General features: G+C 34.1%; 18 protein-coding genes. 5 read left to right on the plus strand and 13 right to left on the minus strand.

Going from position 1 to position 20,625, the window contains the following annotated elements:
* Positions 1–156: 156 nt before the first annotated feature.
* From rpsU to ACFOUY_RS11510, 3 genes are all read right to left on the minus strand, one after another.
* Complete coding sequence (gene rpsU / locus ACFOUY_RS11500; RefSeq protein ID WP_056092830.1) at positions 157–351, minus strand: 30S ribosomal protein S21; 195 nt, start codon at positions 349–351, stop codon at positions 157–159.
* A gap of 184 nt (positions 352–535) precedes the next feature.
* Positions 536–1,987, minus strand: a complete 1,452-nt coding sequence (locus ACFOUY_RS11505) for a RagB/SusD family nutrient uptake outer membrane protein (protein WP_378960764.1) — start codon at positions 1,985–1,987, stop codon at positions 536–538.
* Between the two features lie 18 nt (positions 1,988–2,005).
* Positions 2,006–5,179: a SusC/RagA family TonB-linked outer membrane protein gene (locus tag ACFOUY_RS11510; protein WP_378960766.1), complete on the minus strand. Its 3,174-nt coding sequence runs from the start codon at positions 5,177–5,179 to the stop codon at positions 2,006–2,008.
* A gap of 513 nt (positions 5,180–5,692) precedes the next feature.
* Between ACFOUY_RS11510 and ACFOUY_RS11515 the strand changes: the two genes are divergently transcribed.
* Positions 5,693–6,079 (plus strand): hypothetical protein, encoded by a 387-nt coding sequence (locus tag ACFOUY_RS11515; protein ID WP_378960768.1) that lies wholly within the window; start codon positions 5,693–5,695, stop codon positions 6,077–6,079.
* 149 nt (positions 6,080–6,228) lie between these two features.
* Here the strand turns inward: ACFOUY_RS11515 and ACFOUY_RS11520 are convergent, their stop codons facing one another.
* From ACFOUY_RS11520 to ACFOUY_RS11530, 3 genes are all read right to left on the minus strand, one after another.
* Positions 6,229–7,380 carry an acyl-CoA dehydrogenase gene (locus ACFOUY_RS11520; protein ID WP_378960769.1) on the minus strand — a complete coding sequence of 384 codons (1,152 nt, stop codon included), beginning with the start codon at positions 7,378–7,380 and terminating at the stop codon, positions 6,229–6,231.
* A gap of 221 nt (positions 7,381–7,601) precedes the next feature.
* Positions 7,602–8,087: a ComEA family DNA-binding protein gene (locus ACFOUY_RS11525; RefSeq protein WP_378960771.1), complete on the minus strand. Its 486-nt coding sequence runs from the start codon at positions 8,085–8,087 to the stop codon at positions 7,602–7,604.
* A complete protein-coding gene (locus tag ACFOUY_RS11530) occupies positions 8,075–8,500 on the minus strand; it encodes a ComEA family DNA-binding protein (RefSeq protein WP_378960772.1) in 426 nt (141 codons plus the stop codon). The genes ACFOUY_RS11525 and ACFOUY_RS11530 overlap by 13 nt, the downstream gene beginning before the upstream one ends.
* A gap of 93 nt (positions 8,501–8,593) precedes the next feature.
* Between ACFOUY_RS11530 and ACFOUY_RS11535 the strand changes: the two genes are divergently transcribed.
* The 3 genes from ACFOUY_RS11535 (at position 8,594) to ACFOUY_RS11545 (ending at position 12,420) form a co-directional block, all read left to right on the plus strand.
* The gene (locus tag ACFOUY_RS11535) at positions 8,594–10,345 is read left to right on the plus strand and encodes a lysophospholipid acyltransferase family protein (RefSeq protein WP_378960773.1); all 1,752 of its coding nucleotides are present in this window, start codon (positions 8,594–8,596) and stop codon (positions 10,343–10,345) included.
* Between the two features lie 472 nt (positions 10,346–10,817).
* Positions 10,818–12,026 (plus strand): hypothetical protein, encoded by a 1,209-nt coding sequence (locus tag ACFOUY_RS11540; protein WP_378960775.1) that lies wholly within the window; start codon positions 10,818–10,820, stop codon positions 12,024–12,026.
* Positions 12,027–12,144: 118 nt separating this feature from the next.
* Entirely contained in the window at positions 12,145–12,420 is a 276-nt protein-coding gene (locus ACFOUY_RS11545) for a hypothetical protein (RefSeq protein WP_378960777.1), read from the plus strand.
* A 3-nt stretch (positions 12,421–12,423) separates the two neighbouring features.
* Here the strand turns inward: ACFOUY_RS11545 and ACFOUY_RS11550 are convergent, their stop codons facing one another.
* Complete coding sequence (locus ACFOUY_RS11550) at positions 12,424–12,591, minus strand: LPXTG cell wall anchor domain-containing protein (RefSeq protein WP_378960799.1); 168 nt, start codon at positions 12,589–12,591, stop codon at positions 12,424–12,426.
* A gap of 132 nt (positions 12,592–12,723) precedes the next feature.
* Here ACFOUY_RS11550 and ACFOUY_RS11555 point away from each other — a divergent pair, with 132 nt between their 5' ends.
* Entirely contained in the window at positions 12,724–13,032 is a 309-nt protein-coding gene (locus ACFOUY_RS11555; RefSeq protein ID WP_378960779.1) for a hypothetical protein, read from the plus strand.
* A 67-nt stretch (positions 13,033–13,099) separates the two neighbouring features.
* On the opposite strand, the gene ACFOUY_RS11560 is transcribed toward ACFOUY_RS11555, so the two are convergent.
* From ACFOUY_RS11560 to ACFOUY_RS11585, 6 genes are all read right to left on the minus strand, one after another.
* Positions 13,100–14,554 carry a hypothetical protein gene (locus tag ACFOUY_RS11560; RefSeq protein ID WP_378960781.1) on the minus strand — a complete coding sequence of 485 codons (1,455 nt, stop codon included), beginning with the start codon at positions 14,552–14,554 and terminating at the stop codon, positions 13,100–13,102.
* Between the two features lie 86 nt (positions 14,555–14,640).
* The gene (locus ACFOUY_RS11565) at positions 14,641–17,436 is read right to left on the minus strand and encodes a TonB-dependent receptor (RefSeq protein WP_378960782.1); all 2,796 of its coding nucleotides are present in this window, start codon (positions 17,434–17,436) and stop codon (positions 14,641–14,643) included.
* 111 nt (positions 17,437–17,547) lie between these two features.
* Positions 17,548–18,066 (minus strand): Mpo1 family 2-hydroxy fatty acid dioxygenase, encoded by a 519-nt coding sequence (locus ACFOUY_RS11570; RefSeq protein WP_378960783.1) that lies wholly within the window; start codon positions 18,064–18,066, stop codon positions 17,548–17,550.
* A 68-nt stretch (positions 18,067–18,134) separates the two neighbouring features.
* On the minus strand, positions 18,135–19,706 hold the full coding sequence (rny, locus tag ACFOUY_RS11575) for a ribonuclease Y (protein WP_378960785.1): 1,572 nt from the start codon (positions 19,704–19,706) through the stop codon (positions 18,135–18,137).
* Positions 19,707–20,005: 299 nt separating this feature from the next.
* Positions 20,006–20,296, minus strand: coding sequence for a cell division protein ZapA (locus tag ACFOUY_RS11580; RefSeq protein ID WP_378960787.1), 291 nt, complete (start codon positions 20,294–20,296; stop codon positions 20,006–20,008).
* A 33-nt stretch (positions 20,297–20,329) separates the two neighbouring features.
* Positions 20,330–20,620: a hypothetical protein gene (locus ACFOUY_RS11585; RefSeq protein WP_378960789.1), complete on the minus strand. Its 291-nt coding sequence runs from the start codon at positions 20,618–20,620 to the stop codon at positions 20,330–20,332.
* Between the last annotated feature and the right edge of the window lie 5 nt (positions 20,621–20,625).

A 20,625-nucleotide genomic window follows, 5' to 3' on the forward strand; every position in this document is an offset into this window, starting at 1 on the left:
AGTCACCCACGACACCCTTGTCTCTGGCTAACACTTCCTACTGCTAAGCGTGTTCGGGACTTTAACCCTATAGTTGATTGCCATGCCCGGCGCACCACAAAAAAAATGCCTTCAGAAAAAATTCTGAAGGCATTTAATAACTTATATCTGGAACAACTAGATAGCTGTATCTTGATTCATGTTTTGAATATAAACAGCATGTTTAATTTCAGTACGACGAGCTACAGATTTCTTCTCGTATGCCTGACGGCTACGTAGTTCTCTTAAAACTCCTGTTTTTTCGAATTTCTTCTTGAAACGTTTTAGGGCTTTATCTAATGATTCGCCGTCTTTAATGTTGATAATGATCATAACGCTGAAATACCTCCTCTCGTGGTTTTTAAATTCCCCGTACTATCGGGGATGCAAATGTAAGTAAAATATTGAAAATGAGAAAGAATTTCATAATTATTCTTACTTGATGTTCAACATTAATCAAAAACAAAAAAATGCCCTGAAATTTAATTCAGGACATTTCAATATTTATAAATTAAATTTAATTATCAGTCATAAGTTTATTGTAAAGCAATTCAGTACCAGAGATTGGCCAGATATATTGAGAAGATGTTGAAGGAACTGCAGCAACATTTCCCTTACCCGGAATTGTTAAGCCCAGGCGTAACAAATCTGGACTACGTAAACCTTCACCTAAGAACTCTATGTTTCTTTCAGTCATAAAAGCATCGAACAAGGCCTGAGGATTTGCAAAACTAGCTGCTGTAAAAACAGTTGTCGCATCCGACCGACCTCTTACCGCATTTAGCAAGCTAATACTTTGTGCATCTAGAGTATTTGTACTCCTTGCTCTTGCTTCACCTAAATTAAGCAATACTTCAGCATAACGAATTACTGGAGCATAATCTGCATAACCTGCCGCTGCAAGGGTTGGAAACTTAGACATATAAGGCAAACCACCAGATAAAGTAATAAAACTTCTTCTTTTATCTGTCGATTTATATCCAGCATCTCCAATTATTCCCGCAGGATTTAGCGAATAAAGCTTAACTCCAAAAAAGTAAGAACCTAAAGCACTCTGACCACCACCCGCTTCTGTGCCAGTTACAAATGGCATAGATAAAATAGATTCACTTGTTGTGTAAGGCGTTTTAAATACATTCGTAATATCTGCCTGTAAAGCAAGGGCAACTCCTGTTGATGCCACATAAGGTGCTGTTGCACTTACTATTTTATTAGCTTCAGTAATCACATCAACATAGCGCTGCATAGTTAAATAAACTCTTGTTTTAAATGCAATAGCAGTGTTTCTGTGAGCTCGAGTTACATTTGTAACAGCAGTTGTACCATATGTAAGCGGCAAATCTGTCTCGGCTTCGTTTAAATCTTTTAAAATTTGAGTATAAACCTGAGCAACTGTACTTCTTGCTAAATCGTAATTCCCAGCAACCGAGTTTCCTGTTAAGCGCAGAGGCAAACCAGGTTTACTACCTTGGCCATCCCAATAGGGTCTTGCATACAATTGAAGTAAGCTGTAATAACTAATTGCCCTAACCAATTTTGCTTCAGCAACGTAATTTTTTGAAATATCTGCGCCAATTACCGAAGTTCCTTTTGCAGCCATACCCTCGATAAAAAGGTTGCATCTGTTTATTGTATTATATGCTGACGACCAGAAATCCGTAACTTCTTGAGCGCCATTACCTAAAGTATAGTTGTACGTTTGATATGCTGTTACAGAATTACTACTTTGAGCAAGAAAGTTATCTGCACGAAGTTCATTATAAATAAGGTATCTACTTCCATAAAAATCACCCGCTCTTAAACCTGCATATAAACCCAATACCTGCCCCTGAATTCTCCCAACTGTAGAAAACTGTGCATAATCTAAAGTTGCAACAGCCGTTTGTGATTCGGGGGTAAGCAATTCCTTTTTGCAACTTGTTAACAACCCAAGCGAGACACAAACTATATATATTAATTTCTTTTTCATATTTATTTATTAAAAAAGTTAAAACTTAACCGATAAGCCCGCTGTAAATGCACGCCCATTACCAACAGAATTTCTTTCTACACCCTGAGAAGCATTACCACCCACAGAGTTTCCGTTAGATGAAACTTCAGGATCTGAACCTGGATATTTTGTTAGAATTAAAAGGTTATTACCACTAACATATAATCTTGCACTAGCAAGTTTCAGCTTGGCAGTTGCACTTTTTGGAATTGTATATCCAAAAGTCGCACTTCTAAGCTTTAAGAAATCGCCTTTAAAAACATTCACATCAATTGGAAATGATGATCCGTTTGATACATTATCGCCGTTAACAATTTTTGGAATATCGGTTTCCTGACCTGGTGTAGTCCATCTTCTTAACATATCTGTTGAGTTGTTCCAGAAACGTTGATCTCTTAAACCTGAGTTCGTTCCATAATAAATATAGAAACCTAACTGATAAGTAAAAGTTAAATCCAAATCAAATTGCCTATATCTGAATGTATTACTAAAACCGCCAGAAAACTTTGGTTGCGTATTCTTATATGCTATTCCATCATTATTTAAAGAAATACCATTTCTAGCTTCTGTTCCATCTTCATAAGAATATCTAAACTGTCCGGCAGGCGCAACTTGCTGATATAAAACTTTTCTTCCTGTCGATTTTTCAATAAAAATTCTTCTTCCTGTTGCTGGATCAACCCCTGCTGTTTGAACTGCATAGATCATACCCAACGGACCACCAACTTTTGAAATACTTGCAGATTCTAATGTTGATGTAGCCTGAATAAATTGCGTTAAACCTTCGGATAATGATAAAATTTCGTTTTTATTATATGAAATATTAAAAGATGGTGACCAGCTGAAACTCTCTGTACGAACAGCATCAGCATTAATTGTTAACTCATAGCCTTTGTTGTACATAGATGCAATATTTAATTGCGGTGTACTTGGTAATCCAGCTGAAGGAACCTGTGGTACATTATAAATCAAGCCATCAAGCTTATTTTTGTAATAAGCAGCCTCTACGGTAATTCTATCATTTAAAATACCGAAATTAAAACCAAGGTCTAGCTTTTTACTTTCTTCCCAACCAATCTGATCATTACCAGTTTGGTTCGGAACCAATGTTGGAGCTCCGTTATATAAGCCTGTTGAATAGAAAGAATATGAAGCAAGATTTCCTAATCCACTTGTATTACCAACGGTACCGTATGAGCCTCTGATTTTAAAACTTGTAAAGGTTTTATCCAAGCCCATTTTCGACCAGAACTTTTCATTAGCGATTTCCCAACCTAATGCAACACCATAAAATACGCCCTTTTTATTATCTGCTCCGAAGGCTGAATATTCATCTTGGCGAACATTAGCATTAACGTAATATTTTTTATCGTAATTATATGTTAAACCACTAAAGAATGAAACCAGATAATTCTCCCCCATATTAGCAACATTTACCGAAGGCGTGGCATAACCAGCTGCAAAAACATTAAATGCAGGATCTGATAATGTTGTACGAGAAGCTCCAAAACCTAGAGATGTACTTCTTTGTTGCTCATTACCTAATAGAAGCGAAAAATTATGCTTTTCAGCAAAGGTTTTGTCTGCTTGAATGGTATTAGTTAGAACCCAACGCTTGTTTTTATTTAAACTCTCAGCAGCTGAGCCACCCGATGCAGCAGAACCACCATTGATAGGATTAGCAAAAGAATCATTATCAGAAAATATATAATCAATACCATAAACTGATTTAGCATTTAGCCAAGGCGTAATATTGGCCTGCAGATAGATATTTGATTGAATGTGATTAATCTCATTGTTAGAACGATCTAGATTCAGAACCGCTGCCGGGTTATAAAAACCAACATCAGAACCAACATTTGCCCCTCTGCCAATCGTGGTTGCATTAAACACACTATAACTCCCATCATTATTATAAGGAGAAACGTTTGGAGCTGTTACAATTGCTAAACGTCCTAATCCCCCTGTTCCGAAAGCTTCGCCAGATAAAGAACCTGTAGATGTAGCTGCTAAATTCTCTTCATTTGAATAAGATATTTTTCCACCGATGGTAAAAATTTTACCTTCGCGGTGATCTACTTTAAACAAGCCTGCTTTTCTGGTATAATCATTACTAACCACAATACCTTGTTGCTTGGTATAACTTGCAGACATGTAATAATTTGTAGATTCACTTCCTCCAGAAATACTTATCGAGTTATTATGAGAATATCCTGTTCTATAAATGTAATCGTACCAATTGGTATTAATTACATTACCTTCTGCATCGTTTGATAAAGCAAAATATCTTCTGTTAGCCAAATTTGTATTGGTATTATCAAAAGTTCCGGCATTTCTTAATCCTTCATTCTTTAAATCTGTATATTGATAAGCATCTAAAAGCTCAGGTAAACCTCTAGCTTTAGTAGAGCCTACCCACGAATCGTAAGAAACAACCGCTTTACCCGGCTTACCTTTTTTGGTTGTAATTACAATAACTCCATTGGCACCACGGCTACCGTAAATAGCAGAAGCTGCTGCATCTTTCAGAACCTCTAAACGTTCAATATCATTAGGATTGATACTTGATAATGCATTACCAGGAGCACTCGTTCCACTTAAATCTCCAGTATAGGTTGCAACACCATCTACTATTATTAAAGGGTAAGAACTTAATGAAATTGAATTTGTACCACGGATACGGATAACTGGAGGGTTATTTAAAACACCGTTTGGAATGGTTATCTGAACACCTGCAGCTTTACCACCCAGCGCTTGGTCAAAACTCTGAACTGGTTTATTTTCTAATTGCTTTCCACTAATTGTCGAAATAGAGCCAATATTGTCTGCTTTTCTTAAAGTAGTATACCCTGTAACTATAACATCAGTTAAAGAATTACTTTCTTCCTCAAGCTGTGCATTTACTACCCCTCCTTTAACTGGAAGTGTTTTACTCGCATAGCCTATAAATCTGAAAGTAAGCGTAGTAGTATTATTGGGTACTGAAATTGAATAGGTACCATCTGCACCAGTTTGTGCAGCAATTCTAACACCAGGAACAGTAACCGAAACACCAGGTATTGGCAGCCCGTCCTTTTCTGCTGTAACTTTTCCGGTAATCGTCTTCTGTTGTGCTTGTACTGAGAAACTCAGTATCGCCAGAAGGAATAAAACTAGTAGTTTTTCTTTCATACGTTTAATTTTAGGTTATTGATTAATATTAATTGAGGAAAATGGTATTCTTCAACAAAATAAACCTATCAAATAACCCAAATAAGCCAAAAAGACTTATAAACACATGAAAAACTTTCCGATCTGATTTAAAAAACGTCTTTAAACAAAAAAATACCACAAAATTAGACCTGAATCAGTTAAATTCAGTAACTAAAAATGCAATATTTGGTTAAAAATAGTTTGTTTTAGGTTTGATTTTCTAAAAAAACGAAAAATATTTCGTAAAAAAGAATAAAAAATGAAATTTAACACCCAAAAACTTAGTTAAAAACACAAAAAAGACTTAAAAAACCTTTAAAAATTAAATTTAATCCAAAAAACAAATCAAAAATCCTTAAAAACATACAATAAACCAGAAAAAACACCAGAAAAATCTCTAAAAAACAAAAAAAACAGACTAAATAAATAACACCATCTATTTATGATATTATTATATACTTTCATTACTTTTAACTGTAAAAATTTTAAAATATGACATCAGGAAAAAAAATTATCACCTTAATTATATTAATAGCTGTATTAGCTATTGCTGGTATTGGATACTATCGCTATTTTTTTGTTTTTGGCGAAGGTGTAAAAGCTGGTGAATTAAATTATGTGGTAAAAAAAGGTTATATGTTTAAAACCTATGAAGGAAAACTTATTCAAAGCGGAATAAAATCACGCCAAACAGGAACCCTTCAAAATAACGAATTTGAATTTTCTATTGGAAGCAAAGAAGTTGCAGAAAAAATGATGGCTAATAGTGGCAAGTTTTACGAACTACACTATAAAGAGTACAAAAACACATTGCCTTGGAGAGGTTTCTCAATTTATGTAGTTGATAGTGTTATTTCTGTTAAAGATTTACCACAATAATTCGTTACAGACTAGATAAAGCAAAAAATTATAGAACTTTAAATTTGGGTAAAAAAAATCCGGATACTTTTAGGCAATCCGGATTACTCATAATATATTTGGTTTGTTGTTTCTTTACTTTCGCAGCGTTTCGCTTTGGGCTTAGGCTTTTAGCTTAATATTTCTCTGGCAATTACAATCTTTTGAATTTCCGATGTACCCTCGCCTATTGTACATAATTTGCTATCGCGATAAAATTTCTCTACCGGGAAATCTTTAGTATAACCATAACCTCCAAAAATCTGTACAGCCTCTGTTGATACCTTTACAGCAACTTCAGAAGAAAAATATTTCGCCATTGCCGATTCTTTTGTCATCGGCAAGTGTCTGTTCTTTAAATCTGCAGCCTGGCGAATTAACAACTCTGCTGCTTCAATTTCTGTTGCCATATCTGCAAGCTTAAAACTAATTGCCTGAAAACTTGATATCGGCTGCCCAAATTGCTTGCGTTCTTTAGCGTAAGAAACCGCAGCATCAAATGCACCTTTTGCAATTCCTAAACCTAAAGCTGCGATAGAAATTCGTCCTCCATCTAAAACTTTCATCGCTTGTTTAAAACCTTCGCCAACATTACCAAGCAAATTCGATTTAGGAACACGACAATTATCAAAAATCATTTCGGTAGTTTCTGATGCACGCATACCTAATTTATTTTCTTTTTTACCTGACGAAAACCCTGGCGTACCACGCTCTACAACTATTGCCGAAATACCTTTCGAACTCCCCTGCTCGCCAGTGCGAACCATAACTACTGCTACATCGCCACTTTTACCATGGGTTATCCAGTTTTTGGCTCCATTAATTATATAATCGTCGCCATCCTCAACCGCAGTAGTCATCATTCTTAACGCATCAGAACCTGTATTTGCTTCAGTTAAGCCCCAGGCACCTATCCATTCTGCAGTTGCTAATTTTGGCAACCATTTTTGCTTTTGCTCTTCGTTACCAAATGCTAATATATGACCCGTACAAAGTGAGTTATGGGCTGCAAGCGATAAACCAATTGAACCGCAAACTCTTGATACTTCTACAATTACATCGACATATTCCTGATAACCTAAACCAGAGCCTCCGTATTCTTCAGGAACTAACACGCCCATTAAGCCCAATTCTCCTAGTTGCTTAAACAACTCTACAGGAAAAATCTGTGCCTCATCCCATTCCATTATATTCGGGCGAATGTGTTTTTCGGCAAAATCCCGAACCATTGCCTTAACATTTAATTGTGTTTCTGTTTCTGAAAAATTATAGCTTACGCTCATTAATTTATATTTTTTATGTGGTTAGATGTGGCAATGATAAACAATTATTTTATAGTTATTTACCATTAAATATTCGCTCAAAAACAGAATGAAATGGTATTTAGTTCAATTAGTTAATGTATTAATTTTAAAGCCTCGAAAACCAGTAAAAATTTCTCAATATATTTTTTTCTTTAAATAAAAGAATACGATTTTCAAACACAAAATACAGACCTCTAAACCTAAAAAGTAATATAAGGTGCTATTTTATCCAAAATTTGAGGCGTAAGAATTACAATCTTTTTCAAATCGTTTATAGCATTATAATTGCCGTGCTGTTTGCGGTATTGAATAATAGCATTAATTTGTTTGTATGATAAATAAGGAGAAGATTTCAAAGCATTAAAATCTGCAGTATTAATATTAGTGGTTCTAATCGATGATAGATTTATAGAAATCTGGTCTTTTATTTCAGCATACTTTAAAGAATCCAACCCGTAAACTTCCATCAGTTGTTCCTTTTTATAAAAACCGCCCAATCTTTCGCGGTACTTTAAAATCCTTGAGGCAAATGCTGGCCCTACGCCTTTTATCTCATCAAGTTTAGCAGAATCTGCACTATTAAAATCAACAATTACTAAAGCTTTCTTTCCATATTCCTTTTTCTGGTATTCAAAATTTTTCTTAGGGTAAACAATACTTTGATTTTCTATTTCTATGTAAGGCAAAAGCTTTTATACATTTCTGGAGAAATAGTGTACATCCGCTGCAAATCTTCAGCCTTATAAAACTTACCACCTTTGTTTCTGTAATTAACTATGGGTTGTGCTTGTTTTTGAGATAAACCAAGCGTTTGCCAACCATCTACATCAATAGTATTAGGATCGAACTTAAATAATCTGGCCGATTTCGTGATGCTAGAATTTTCTATTTTATCTCTTGTAGAACGAAAATTTTCTTCGTCTGTTATTGTTATTTTTTGAATAGAAGCTAATAAATTGTCGTCATCTTTCTCAATAGGTTTATAATAATTGTATATTAAGGGAAAAGATTTTAAAACCCCAATAATTAGGATTAAAAGCATTAATCCATTGAATTCACCTTTACTGAAACCGAAATATTTGTTGAGCCAAATTCTCATAATGCGATATGACATGCTTATTATAAATATAAATCTTATTTTTGGGATTGCAAAACACCCAAGGTTTTGCCTATCAACAAGCTAATTATTTTTATGAAGATTATTACTACCTCAGAATTTGCGAAGGCGACGAAGATTGATAAATTGGGCGTTCCCGGATTAGCAGGCTTGCTGATGGAACTGATGAAACTGAACGACATTAACGATGTTTTCTCTCAAAACCAGCACTTTAAAGGTTTAGAGTTTGTAGATAAAATTTTAGAAACCATTGGTGTTTCTATCGATTTTGATGAAGACGAATTAAACAGTATACCTAAAACCGGACCATTTATAGCCATTGCAAACCATCCTTATGGCGGTGTAGAAGGGTTAGCTTTGGTTAAATTATTATGCACAGTCAGACCAGATGCTAAGGTTATGGTAAACTTCATTTTAAAAAAAATACCAAACCTTGATGAGTTTTTTGTAGCCGTAAACCCATTTGAAAATGTACAACATTCATCGAGCATAAGCGGATTAAAAACAACCTTCGATTTACTAAGAAGCGGAACGCCGATTGGTATTTTTCCTGCTGGTGAGGTTTCTACTTTTAAATTAGATGCACAGCAGGTAACCGACAGAATGTGGCATCCTGTGGTTGGTAAACTTATCGCGAAAGCAAAAGTACCAGTTGTACCTATTTATTTCCATGGCAATAATGGCGTTTTCTTTAACATTTTAAGTTTTATTCACCCAACGCTTCGCACAGCTAAACTTCCTTCTGAGTTTTTAAATAAACACGGCAGAACGATACGTGTAAGAATTGGTAAAGCTATTGCGCCTGCTGAGATTTCGAACATGAACAGCAGCAATAAACTAATGGATTTTTTACGTGCACGTACTTATGCATTAGGTGTTGGTTTGGATACAGAAAAGAAACTTTTCAACCCGCTTAAGTTATTCAAAATTAAAAAGAAACCTGAAGAAATTATCGAAGAAACTTCGCGTAATTTAATTAAGGAAGAGGTGACTACCTTAGAAGATTTTAAAGTCTGGACAGAAAAAAACTATGAGGTTTACATCGTTCCAACGTTAAAAATTCCTAATATTCTGAGAGAAATTGGTCGCTTACGTGAGATTACTTTCCGCGAAGTTGGCGAAGGAACGAATAAAAAAATTGATTTGGACAACTATGATATTTACTACAATCATCTTTTCATCTGGGATAAAGATTTAGAAAATATTGTTGGCGCATATCGCATTGGTAAGGGTGATGAGATTTTAGATAGCATGGGTCGCCGTGGCTTCTATCTATCTGAGTTATTTAAAATGAAAGACCAGTTTTACCCAATGTTAAAGCAAGGAATTGAACTTGGCCGTTCCTGGATTAGAAAAGAATATCAGGGCAAACCACTTCCACTTTTCTTATTATGGAAAGGCATTTTAAAATACCTGATTGATAACCCACAATACCGTTACATGTTTGGGCCGGTTAGCATAAGCAATAATTTTTCTAAATTTAGCAAAGCACTTATAGTAGATTATATTACAAAAAACCATTTCGATTACGAAATGGCTAAATACGTTAAACCAAGAAATAAATTTAAAGCAGATTTATTGCCTATATCTACTGGTACGTTGGTTGATAGCAGCGATTCATTTAAAGATTTGGACAGCTTAATTGGTGATATCGAGAATTCACACATTAAAGTCCCTGTATTATTAAGGCAGTATATGAATCTAAATGCAAAGATTATTTCTTTCAACATAGACCCTAAATTTTCTGATTGCTTAGATGGATTTTTAGTAGTAGATACCCATAATATTCCACCAGAAATGCTTGAAAAATTAGGAAAGAATCTATAATATTTAAAAAAAATGAAAAACCCGGATATCCATCCGGGTTTTTTCTTATCAACTAACCTAAACTTTATAAATACTAACCAAATATTTATGATGCAAAAGTATCGCAGCCCTGTTAAATCTCTATTAATAACAAGTTATAAGTTAGTTATCAATTACCTATTTCAGCTTAAAAACTAGTCATCGCAAAAGCAAAACTCATCACAACTCATTTGATAAAAAAGGCATTTGCTTAAAATTTAGATTGACTAGGTCATTTTACTAAACAAAATTCCGGCAGAAGAATGTAATATTTCTTAGTTAAAATATTTAAAACAAACTTATATACACTTGCCAATAAGAAGAAAAAACCCTCCAAGTAAGCCTTACCCAGTTTAAGTTAATTTACAATTAACTATCAAAGGGTGCTTAACATAAAGAAATTGTTGATTTATTATTAATTTTAAGTAAATTTAATATTACCAAATATATTAAATTGAAAAATCAGGCTTATAAATATTCATCGATAGCATCTTTATGCCTTTGCATGTTATTTTCGTTTTTTAAAGCGGAAGCCCAAAACTATTCTTTCGATTTTTATAATGGCACTTTCAACTTCATTGCAGATAAATCTATTGTTATTCAAACAGATAATAATGTTTCTGATGCTTCTGTAAGAAAATTTTATAGTGATATTAATGGTGCAGGCTATCAATCTTTAATCGCTTCTTTAAATGCATACAAAGAAAAATATAAATTAAATGACTGGATTTATTATCAATTAATCCGCAAAACGGCTGAACAAATTAGCCCAAAAACGGATAACTATAGTCGTTATACTTTGTATAAGTGGTTTTTATTGAATAAATGTGGTTATGATGCAAGGATTGCTGTAGGTAATGGACAGATTATTTTCTATGTAAGAAATGAAGAAGACATAAGCGACATTCCTTTTTTTATTCTTGATGGCAAAAAGTATATGTGCTTAAATTACCACGATTACGGAAAATTATTTCAGCAAGCAGATGCGTACAAACCTATAAACATTTCTATACCAGAGGCAAAAAATGCATTCTCTTATAAAGTAACCAGAATGCCCGATTTTAAGCCAGATGCATATGTAGAAAAAGATGTAGAGTTTAGCTACAAACAAAAAACTTATCACTTTAAGCTGAAAATAAATAATGATGTTCAAACCATTTTTGCTAATTACCCTGGCGTAGATTTCGAATCGTATTTCAACATTCCATTAAGTCGTGAAACTTATAGTTCATTGATTCCTATTCTTAAAAAGAATTTAGAAGGAATGGACCAGAAAAAAGGTGTCGATTATTTAATGCGCTTTACCAGATATGCATTTCTTTATGAAAACGACCAGGATAATTTTGGCAAGGAAAAACGTTTATCGCCGGAACAAACACTATTAAATAAATACAGCGATTGTGATGACAGGGCGGCTTTATTCTTCTATCTGGTAAAAGAAATTTATAATTTACCTATGGTAGCTTTGCTATACCCTACCCATTTAACCATGGCGGTTCAGTTTGATAAACCCATAAAAGGCGATTTCCTAATTTATAAAGGCAAAAAATATGCTTTCTGCGAGCCTACACCACAACAGAAAGATTTAAAAATCGGTCAACTTTCTGCTCAGCTTAAAAATGAGCCGTATAAGGTGGTATATGATTATAATCCCCTAAAGTAATCCTTTATTCAATGTTAATTTAAAGTTAAATAAATGTTATTAAATTAAAAATACGGGGCAAGTTGCAGTAAAATGCATTATTTTTATTTTCTTTTGATTATAAATAAACTATTTTCCTATGCAACCTGTAATCTACAATGTATTAAAAGAGTATTTTACGGAGATTCACACTAATCCGGTTAAAGCCAGAATTATGTCTCCTATTAATAAGGAAAATATTTTTATATTTCAAACGAGTTTATACTACAAGAATCAAAACAGCGCTGATGCTTATGAACCTGCTGCGTCTTTCACATCTTTTGCTACAGCCGAGCGACATTTACTTCAATACCTGGAAGAATTCCAAAGTGCTTTAGATATGGGAGGAAGTGTAGCTAAAGGCTCTGTTATATAGTCATCAGGTTTTATCGTCACCATGTTTTTCCGTCTCTAGTTCATTTTGGATAACATCTTTCTCGAATTCTTTTTCATCTTTATGGTTTCGCTTTAAGAAGAATAACAGCAAAATCAATAAGATGAGTACAATACCTCCAATAACAAGATAGTTAACATTCATATTTTCCATAATTAATAGACTAATATTCAAACGAATATAAATCAAAATAATTTATTTGTTAAGTACTTTAGTCATGCTTAACATAAGGATAATATGGAATTAATATTTTGATAATATATCTTTGTGCATACCCTAAATTAAATGAAAAGAAAAAATAAGCCCAAATCAAAAGGTGCATCTAAAAACAAGCAATTAAAAAAAGAGCTGGTTAACAAATTAACTATTGCATTCAATGAAATTGTAACCGGATTCGGAAAGGCTAAAAAAGCAGATAAAGTTATCGAAAAATTCACTAAACAACTTGCTAAAAAAATCACTTTTTCAAGTTTGGAAGCTTCGGAAACATCAGCTCCAAAGGTAGAAGAATCTACATCGGCTGCATCCAAAGAAAAAACAACAAAAGCAGCGGTTAAAAAAACTAAAGCCCCAGTAAAAGAAGTAGCAGAATAAAACGATATAAACAATAAAAGCCGAAACACATGTTCCGGCTTTTATTGTTATCAAGATTTTTGTTTAATTATTTCACAGTACCTGGAGTTGTGTATGCTAAAGTTTGAGCATCAACCTCTGCCCAACCCGAAGCCCAGTTATCAGTACCGAAAGCGCCTTTATAAACAACTGGCGTAAAGAAGGTATTTGAAACTTTTGCATTTGTAAATGCTGCTCCAGTAGCAGCTGCAGAGTTAGCCGAAACTAAGAAACTTGCAGTACCCAAAGTTACACCTGAACCAAAATCACTGAAGTACAAATATGGATTAACCAAAAGTGCTGAGGCAAAAGAGGTTTGTGCAAATGTATTATCTAAACGTAATTTCGCTTCAATCGCAGCAGCAGCAGCCGTATTACTTACACTAACTTCTGTAGTTTTTGTACCGTAAATTAGGTTGTTTGCAATAACCATATTTCCGCTTGTAAAGTTTGCCGAGGTAGAGTTTGCTGTTACAACTTTAGTATCATCAATATATAATCCGATTGGAAAACCAGAAATAACTGAATTTAAAATACTGATTGAAGAGTTACGACGAATTTGAGCACCATGGTAATAGTTAGCATTAAAAGCACCACCGTTAGCTCTTATTGGACCCAAAACGGTTACGTTAGAGAAAACCGCAGATGTTTTAGGGGTTTGATCGGTTCCAGTAGCATTGTTATCTGATTCAAAACCATTTGATTGAGATTGATCGGCTACTGTAGAAACACGTTGTGCTAAAGCAAACTGAACATTACCCGAATAACCAAAATCTGTATCGAAATCATCATCCCAGGTGCCAATTGCCAATAAATGTTTTGCATTTACCGTACCACCGAACCATTCGAATGCATCATCACCAGAACGGTAAACCTGAATATAATCAAGCGTTGTGCCGTTACCAACACCACCCAATGTTAAGCCATTAATTTCATTATCAACAGAATAAGCAATACCAGCAAACTCAATACGCACATATTTCATAATTCCAGAATTATCAGCAGCATCTGTGCCACCGTAGTAGATATATGCTTTCTCATCTTTTCCTGTAGGCTGAACTAAACCACCTTCAATTTTAACATCTACGCCTTGGTTAACAGGTGCTTTACCCAAAAGTATTACACCACCCCAATCGCCTTGAGTACGAGCACCAGCTGCTAAAGCAGAAGTAAATACAATTGGTTTATCAACTGTACCTGTCGCATTAATTTTCGAACCACGAGTTACAATTAAAGTTCCTTTTGTAGCTTTATCTCCTTTAATGATTGTTCCTGGCTCAATAGTTAAAGTTGCGCCGTTGCTTACAAATACAAATCCTTTTAATAAATATATTTTACTTGCAGACCAAGTGGTACTTGCAGAAATTTCGCCAGTAACCTCAACAACATTTGCAGTTGAACCACCTGGAGTTTCTGTTGAAGGTCCTTCAACAATAACATTCTTCTTACACGAAGTTGAAAATAAAACTACCGATAAGGCAAGTAGTATGAATTGGTTTTTCATTTTTTTTTGTTTTAATATTTTTTTTTACAAATAGAGGTTTTTAATTTTTCTTTAGGATTAATATCCTGTTACCAAATTGTTAATGATTAAAAAGTATAATTAAAAGATAAAGAGATGTTTGTTCCTGGTTTGTAAGATGAAAAAGTTTCATCACCACCGTTGCCTACACTGCCGTTATATTTTTTATCTCCGTTATAATCAAAATAAATCAAGCTTCTCTGGTTTAATATATCACCAGCATTTAACTTAATTTCACCTTTAGTTTTAAGCACTTTATAGCTAACCTGCAAATCAAGAACGTCTCTTGGATTCTCCCATGTACTTGGGAAATTTATACCACTCGCCTGAACAATTCTTCTTCCAATTTTATTATAAAGAATATTAAAATTAAGCCTGTTATCTAATGCACTGTGTTGCAAACCTGCGTTTAATACATATGGCGACTGGCCAACCATTGGACGGGTTTTATCTATATAATTTTGATCTGTTGGATTTGTAACCTTAGATTTTATTAACGATAGGTTGAAGTAAGCCGTTGTGTTTTTAAAGAAATTACTTTCGCTAACAAATTTTAAATTCTTTCTAGCCTCTAACTCCAATCCGTAAGTGTAAGCTTTTGGTGTATTAAAGAAAGAAACATCTGGCGTTGATAAGACATCATAACGGTAAGATTCAATTGCATTAGTAAAATGCTTATAAAATGCAGATATTGAGAATAACTGACCAGCTTCTGGATAAATTTCATACCTAATATCCGCATTATCGATAAGTGATCTTTTCAAATTTGGATTACCGGTTATGTTACCTAATAATTCGTAATCATAATATGATGAAAGTGATAACTCTCTAAATTCTGGTCTTGCAAGCGTACGATAGTATGATGCACGTAAATTCGCTTTATCTGTTAAGCTATAAGTTAAATTTAATGATGGTAGAATATCTGTTTGAGAATCGTCAACATAAGTTTTACTTATGCTCATCACTTTTACATTATAACTTTCTACTCTCGCTCCGTAAACTGCTCTTAATTTTTCTCCAAACTTTTGGTCGAGCATTAAATATCCGTAGTTCGTAAATGAATTTGCCGAATAGCTATCCAATTCGCCACCAACTTCAGCTAATCTGTAAACACCCGATTCGAATAATGATTGAGAGAATATCTGATCAACTGGTAAGCTTCTAATTTGAGTCTGTAAATCAGGATTATTTGTAATTAGTTCTGCACCAATAAAACGAGCTGTAAATTTACGGTCGCGATATTGTGAACCTAAACCAACCTTAAAAATTGTAGATGCATCGAATAATTTAAATGGTGTACTGTAGTTAACATCGCCTCCATAAATATCTTCGTTCAAATCTGAAAACAATCTAGTATTATCTTTACCTAACGAAGTAATATTTGCCTGATACAAAACACTTGGATCGTTTTGAGCTGCTAATGGTTTTGTATAGTTAATTTTTAATTGGTTTGGCTGGTTATTACCAATGTTACTGTATGAAGCAGTCCATTTTAGTTTATTGTTTCCTTCACCAATTTGATGGTCACCTTCGAAAGTAGTTTTGAAAAGTGATTTTTGCATAATATCATAAGCATAAAACTGGTTTAAAGAGTTTCCATCTTTTATACCCGTTCTTACCGCATATGTATCATCGTAATTTCTATTATATATATTTTTGAAGCTAATTTTATTCTTTCCAAAAGTATATGCAAAGTTCGCTAAACCACCTAAGTTAGTCGAGAATTTGTATTGATTATCGGTATAGTTGTATACGTAAAAATTACGTTCAACATCTTGATTTATATTTTGCGAGTTTCTATAAGTTCCAGAAATTAAAGCACCGAAAGTATTTCCATTTTCAAAATGCTTAACTCTGCCTAAGCTTAGTTGGTAATTTTGCGTAGGTAATGCACTTCTATTTCTTACCGATAAATCATTTGGCAATGATTTTAAAGCAGCAATGTTTTTCGAGTTTGATAATGTCCCTTTAGCAACCTGCTCACTAGTTGGAAAGTTTTCGGCAAGTTGTTTAGAACCATCTTCAAAACCTAAATAGTTTACGGCATTTTTCTTTGTTGCTAAAAAATCTTTAAAAGTAGACTGGCTATTATAACCGTAACCTACTCCAAAAGAAAGAAAGTTTTGTTCAGGAATATCTTTAGTAACAATTTGTACGGCACCACCAGCAAAATCTGCAGGTAAATCTGGAGTTGCTGTTTTACTAATCGTAATTTTATCAACCAAATTAGAAGGAACAATATCAAAAGAGAAAGCTTTTTTATTTGCCTCCGTACTTGGTAAAGTAGAATTATCCAGAGTTGCTGTATTATAGCGATCACTTAAGCCACGAACAATTACAAATTTATTATCCTGAATGGTAGCTCCACTAACACGCTTTAAAACATCTGAAGTATTTCTATCTGGAGATTTTTTAATCTGATCGCTAGAAATACCATCTGAAATAACCGAACTGTTTTTTTGTTGTGCGTATAAAGAGTTAACAGATTCTTGTTTAAAAGTTGCTCTGATAACCACATCATTTAATTTTAATGATGAAGATTCCTCAAGGACTACATTTAAGGTTACTGCTTTACCTCCTGTAACATCAATATCCGTGATTTCTTTTGTAGAATAACCTACATAAGATATTTGAAGAGTGTATTTTCCACTTGCTAATGCGGTTAGGTTATATCTTCCATCAACATCCGTTGAAATACCTTTGTTTGTACCTGCAATTTTAACGGAAACACCAATTAAGGTTTCACCAGTTTTTTTATCTGATACAACACCTGAAATTTTACCAGTTTGTGCATAAGAAGCTATGCTTAAGAATAAAACCAGCACCGTTAGTGCTGTTCTTTTAAGAGTAGTTAGTAAATTCAATTTGCCTATGTTTAATTTTAGGCAAAGCTATTACCACAATGTTAGCTATATGTTAGATGTTAATTAAGCTTTGTTTAGCTAAATGTTAATTTAATGTGATCGACTTTCAGATTAGTACTTAATACCTACTTTCCTGCAAATGAAGTGCAATAACCAGATCGGGCCTATTAACAGGAATTTAACATCATCTAAAAAAGAAGGTTTCTTTCCTTCAATTTTATGCCCAATAAACTGACCAATCCAGGCTACGACAAAAATAATCAGGCAAACCAGCCAAACTGCTGGACCACCAATTGCTTCCCATTTTTCTAAGGATACAATTCCATAAGAAAACAATACAATTATCAATAACATGAAATAAGATAATACAGGAGATAGACGATAATAATAATAAATAGAGAATGCAATTAAGAAAGATGCCCAGTTTACAAAACCATTGTAGCGCCCTAAGAAATCTAAATGCGGAAATGGAATAGACCAAACTAAGCCCAATAAACTGAAGATAATCAACGGCACACAAATCCAGTGGATAATTTCATTGGTTTCGTTATTGTGACTTTCCTGATATTTATCGAAATAAACATCAACAGGTCTTTTAACCTCAGCTGTTTTTTTGGTTTGCTTGCTCATTATGTAAAAATAAAAAAAGCGATGGGATATCCATCGCTAATACAAATCTATTTAATCGGTATAATTATTTATTTAGCAAAAGCTACCGAACGGGTTTCTCTAATTACGGTAACTTTAATTTGCCCAGGATAAGTCATTTCTGTTTGAATACGAGTTGAAATATCCGCAGCTAGTAACTCTGCCTGTGCATCGGTAATTCGCTCACTTTCTACAATAACACGTAATTCTCGACCTGCTTGTATAGCAAAAGTTTTTTCAACACCTGGATAAGATAAAGCCAACTCTTCTAAATCTTTCAAACGTTTAATATAACTTTCTACAACCTCTCTACGAGCACCTGGGCGGGCACCTGATATAGCATCACAAGCCTGAATAATTGGAGAAATCATAGAAGTCATTTCGATTTCATCGTGGTGAGCTCCAATTGCATTACAAATTTCAGGATGTTCTTTATATTTTTCAGCAAGCTGCATTCCTAAAATTGCGTGAGGTAATTCAGGATTATCATCAGGCACTTTACCAATATCATGAAGTAAACCAGCTCGTTTTGCCATCTTCGCATTTAAGCCCAATTCTGCTGCCATGGTTGCACAGAAATTTGCAACCTCACGCGAGTGATGCAGAAGGTTTTGTCCGTAAGATGAACGGTAACGCATACGGCCAACCATACGAATTAACTCTGGATGTAAACCATGAATACCTAAATCGATAACCGTACGTTCACCAATTTCTACAATCTCATCTTCTATTTGCTTTTTGGTTTTCGCCACAATCTCTTCAATACGAGCCGGGTGAATACGACCATCTGTTACCAAACGGTGTAAAGCCAAACGAGCAATTTCTCTTCTTACCGGGTCAAAACCTGATAAAATAATTGCCTCAGGCGTATCATCAACAATAATCTCGATACCAGTAGCAGCTTCTAAAGCACGGATATTTCTACCTTCTCTACCAATAACCCGACCTTTAATCTCATCACTTTCGATGTGGAAAATAGAAACTGAGTTTTCTATTGCAGCTTCTGTTGCGGTACGTTGAATGGTTTGAATAACAACTTTTTTGGCTTCTTTACTCGCTGTTAATTTCGCTTCATCAACAATATCCTTAATCTGAATCATGGCCTGTGTACGAGCCACCTCTTTCAGGTTTTCTACCAATTGATTTTTAGCTTCATCAGCTGATAAACCTGCAATCGTTTCCAACTGCGTAAGATGCTGATTTTTCAGAACTTCAACCTCTTCCTGCTTTTTAACGGCAAGTTCTGTTTGTTTTTCTAAATGAATCTTTTGTTTATCTAACTCACTTTCTTTTTTATTAAAGTTTTCTAAACGCTGATTTACTGATTGTTCTTTTTGTTTAATCGTATTTTCACGTTGGTTAATGGTATTATTCTTCGCATTTACTTCTTGTTCATGCTCCGCTTTCATTTGCAAAAATTTCTCTTTTGCTTCTAAAAGCTTGTTCTTTTTTAAAATCTCAGCGTTGTTTTCCGCGTCTTTTAAAATTTTCTTAACCTTATTCTGAGCCGCAACTTCTTGCTTTTTAAGCAAACTACGCAACAGGAACCTTCCCACTGCAACGCCGATTCCTAAACCGGCTATTAAGGCAAATACGTATCCTAATATTTCTACTACTTCCATTTTGTTTTTTATGTAAAAAAAAACCGCAACTAATTTTTTAAAGTCTCATACATTTTAAACCTCAACTAAGCATAATTAGGGTTTAAGCCATTTTCAGGTGCCATAGCAGATGAAATACGCCCTCTTAACCCTATAGATATTGAAGTGTTAAGTTTTATAAAATTTGAAACTCGAAAAACTAGCCGCGGCTATGTTTTAATGCTAATGTATAAGTTTTCGCTATGCTGAAGTTAGTTCAACATATTAATTAATAAATTCTGGCTTACACCCGAACGACAAAAACTTTTAAAGAACGTACCTTATTTTTTAAAAAAATCATTTAGTAAAACATCCAATTCTTCAACTTGATCAGCAACAGCAGTATCCTGGTTTTGAACTTTATTCTCTGTTCTTAATGCTGCCGTTGCATAATGCAACAACGACATTGAGAGTAGATCCTGCTTATCTCTGACCGCATAATTTTCCTGATAGTCTTTTATGCGCTCATTAATCATTTTTGCTGCCCGTCTCACAATTTCTTCCTCTTCCATGTTTACCTTTAGTGGGTAAATACGGTCGGAAATGGTTATTTTAATAGAGATTTCTCCCATTGTTTAGCTTAGTTTCTGATTCTTTCCCATCACCTATTTTTTAAGTAATGCGATACTTTTATCAATCTCCCGCACAAAATCGTTAATTTTTTGTTTAATATCAAGCGACTTTTCGCTTGTGCCTTCAATACTTTTAGCAAGTTTAGTAACCCTTAGTTTTTCTTCCAGGTCGGTATGCTTACCTTTTGAAGTATCAAGCGCAACTTTTAACGATTGATTTTCAAGCTTTAATAAATCATTTTCTTCTTGTAAAGCGTTACACAACTCGATTAATCGTGTTGTTTTTTGTATTACCGTACTTAATTGTTCTGCAACAGAAGTCATGAATT

Origin of the sequence: Pedobacter jamesrossensis (genome assembly GCF_042650905.1) — a bacterium.
GTDB classification, from domain to species: Bacteria; Bacteroidota; Bacteroidia; order Sphingobacteriales; family Sphingobacteriaceae; genus Pedobacter; species Pedobacter jamesrossensis.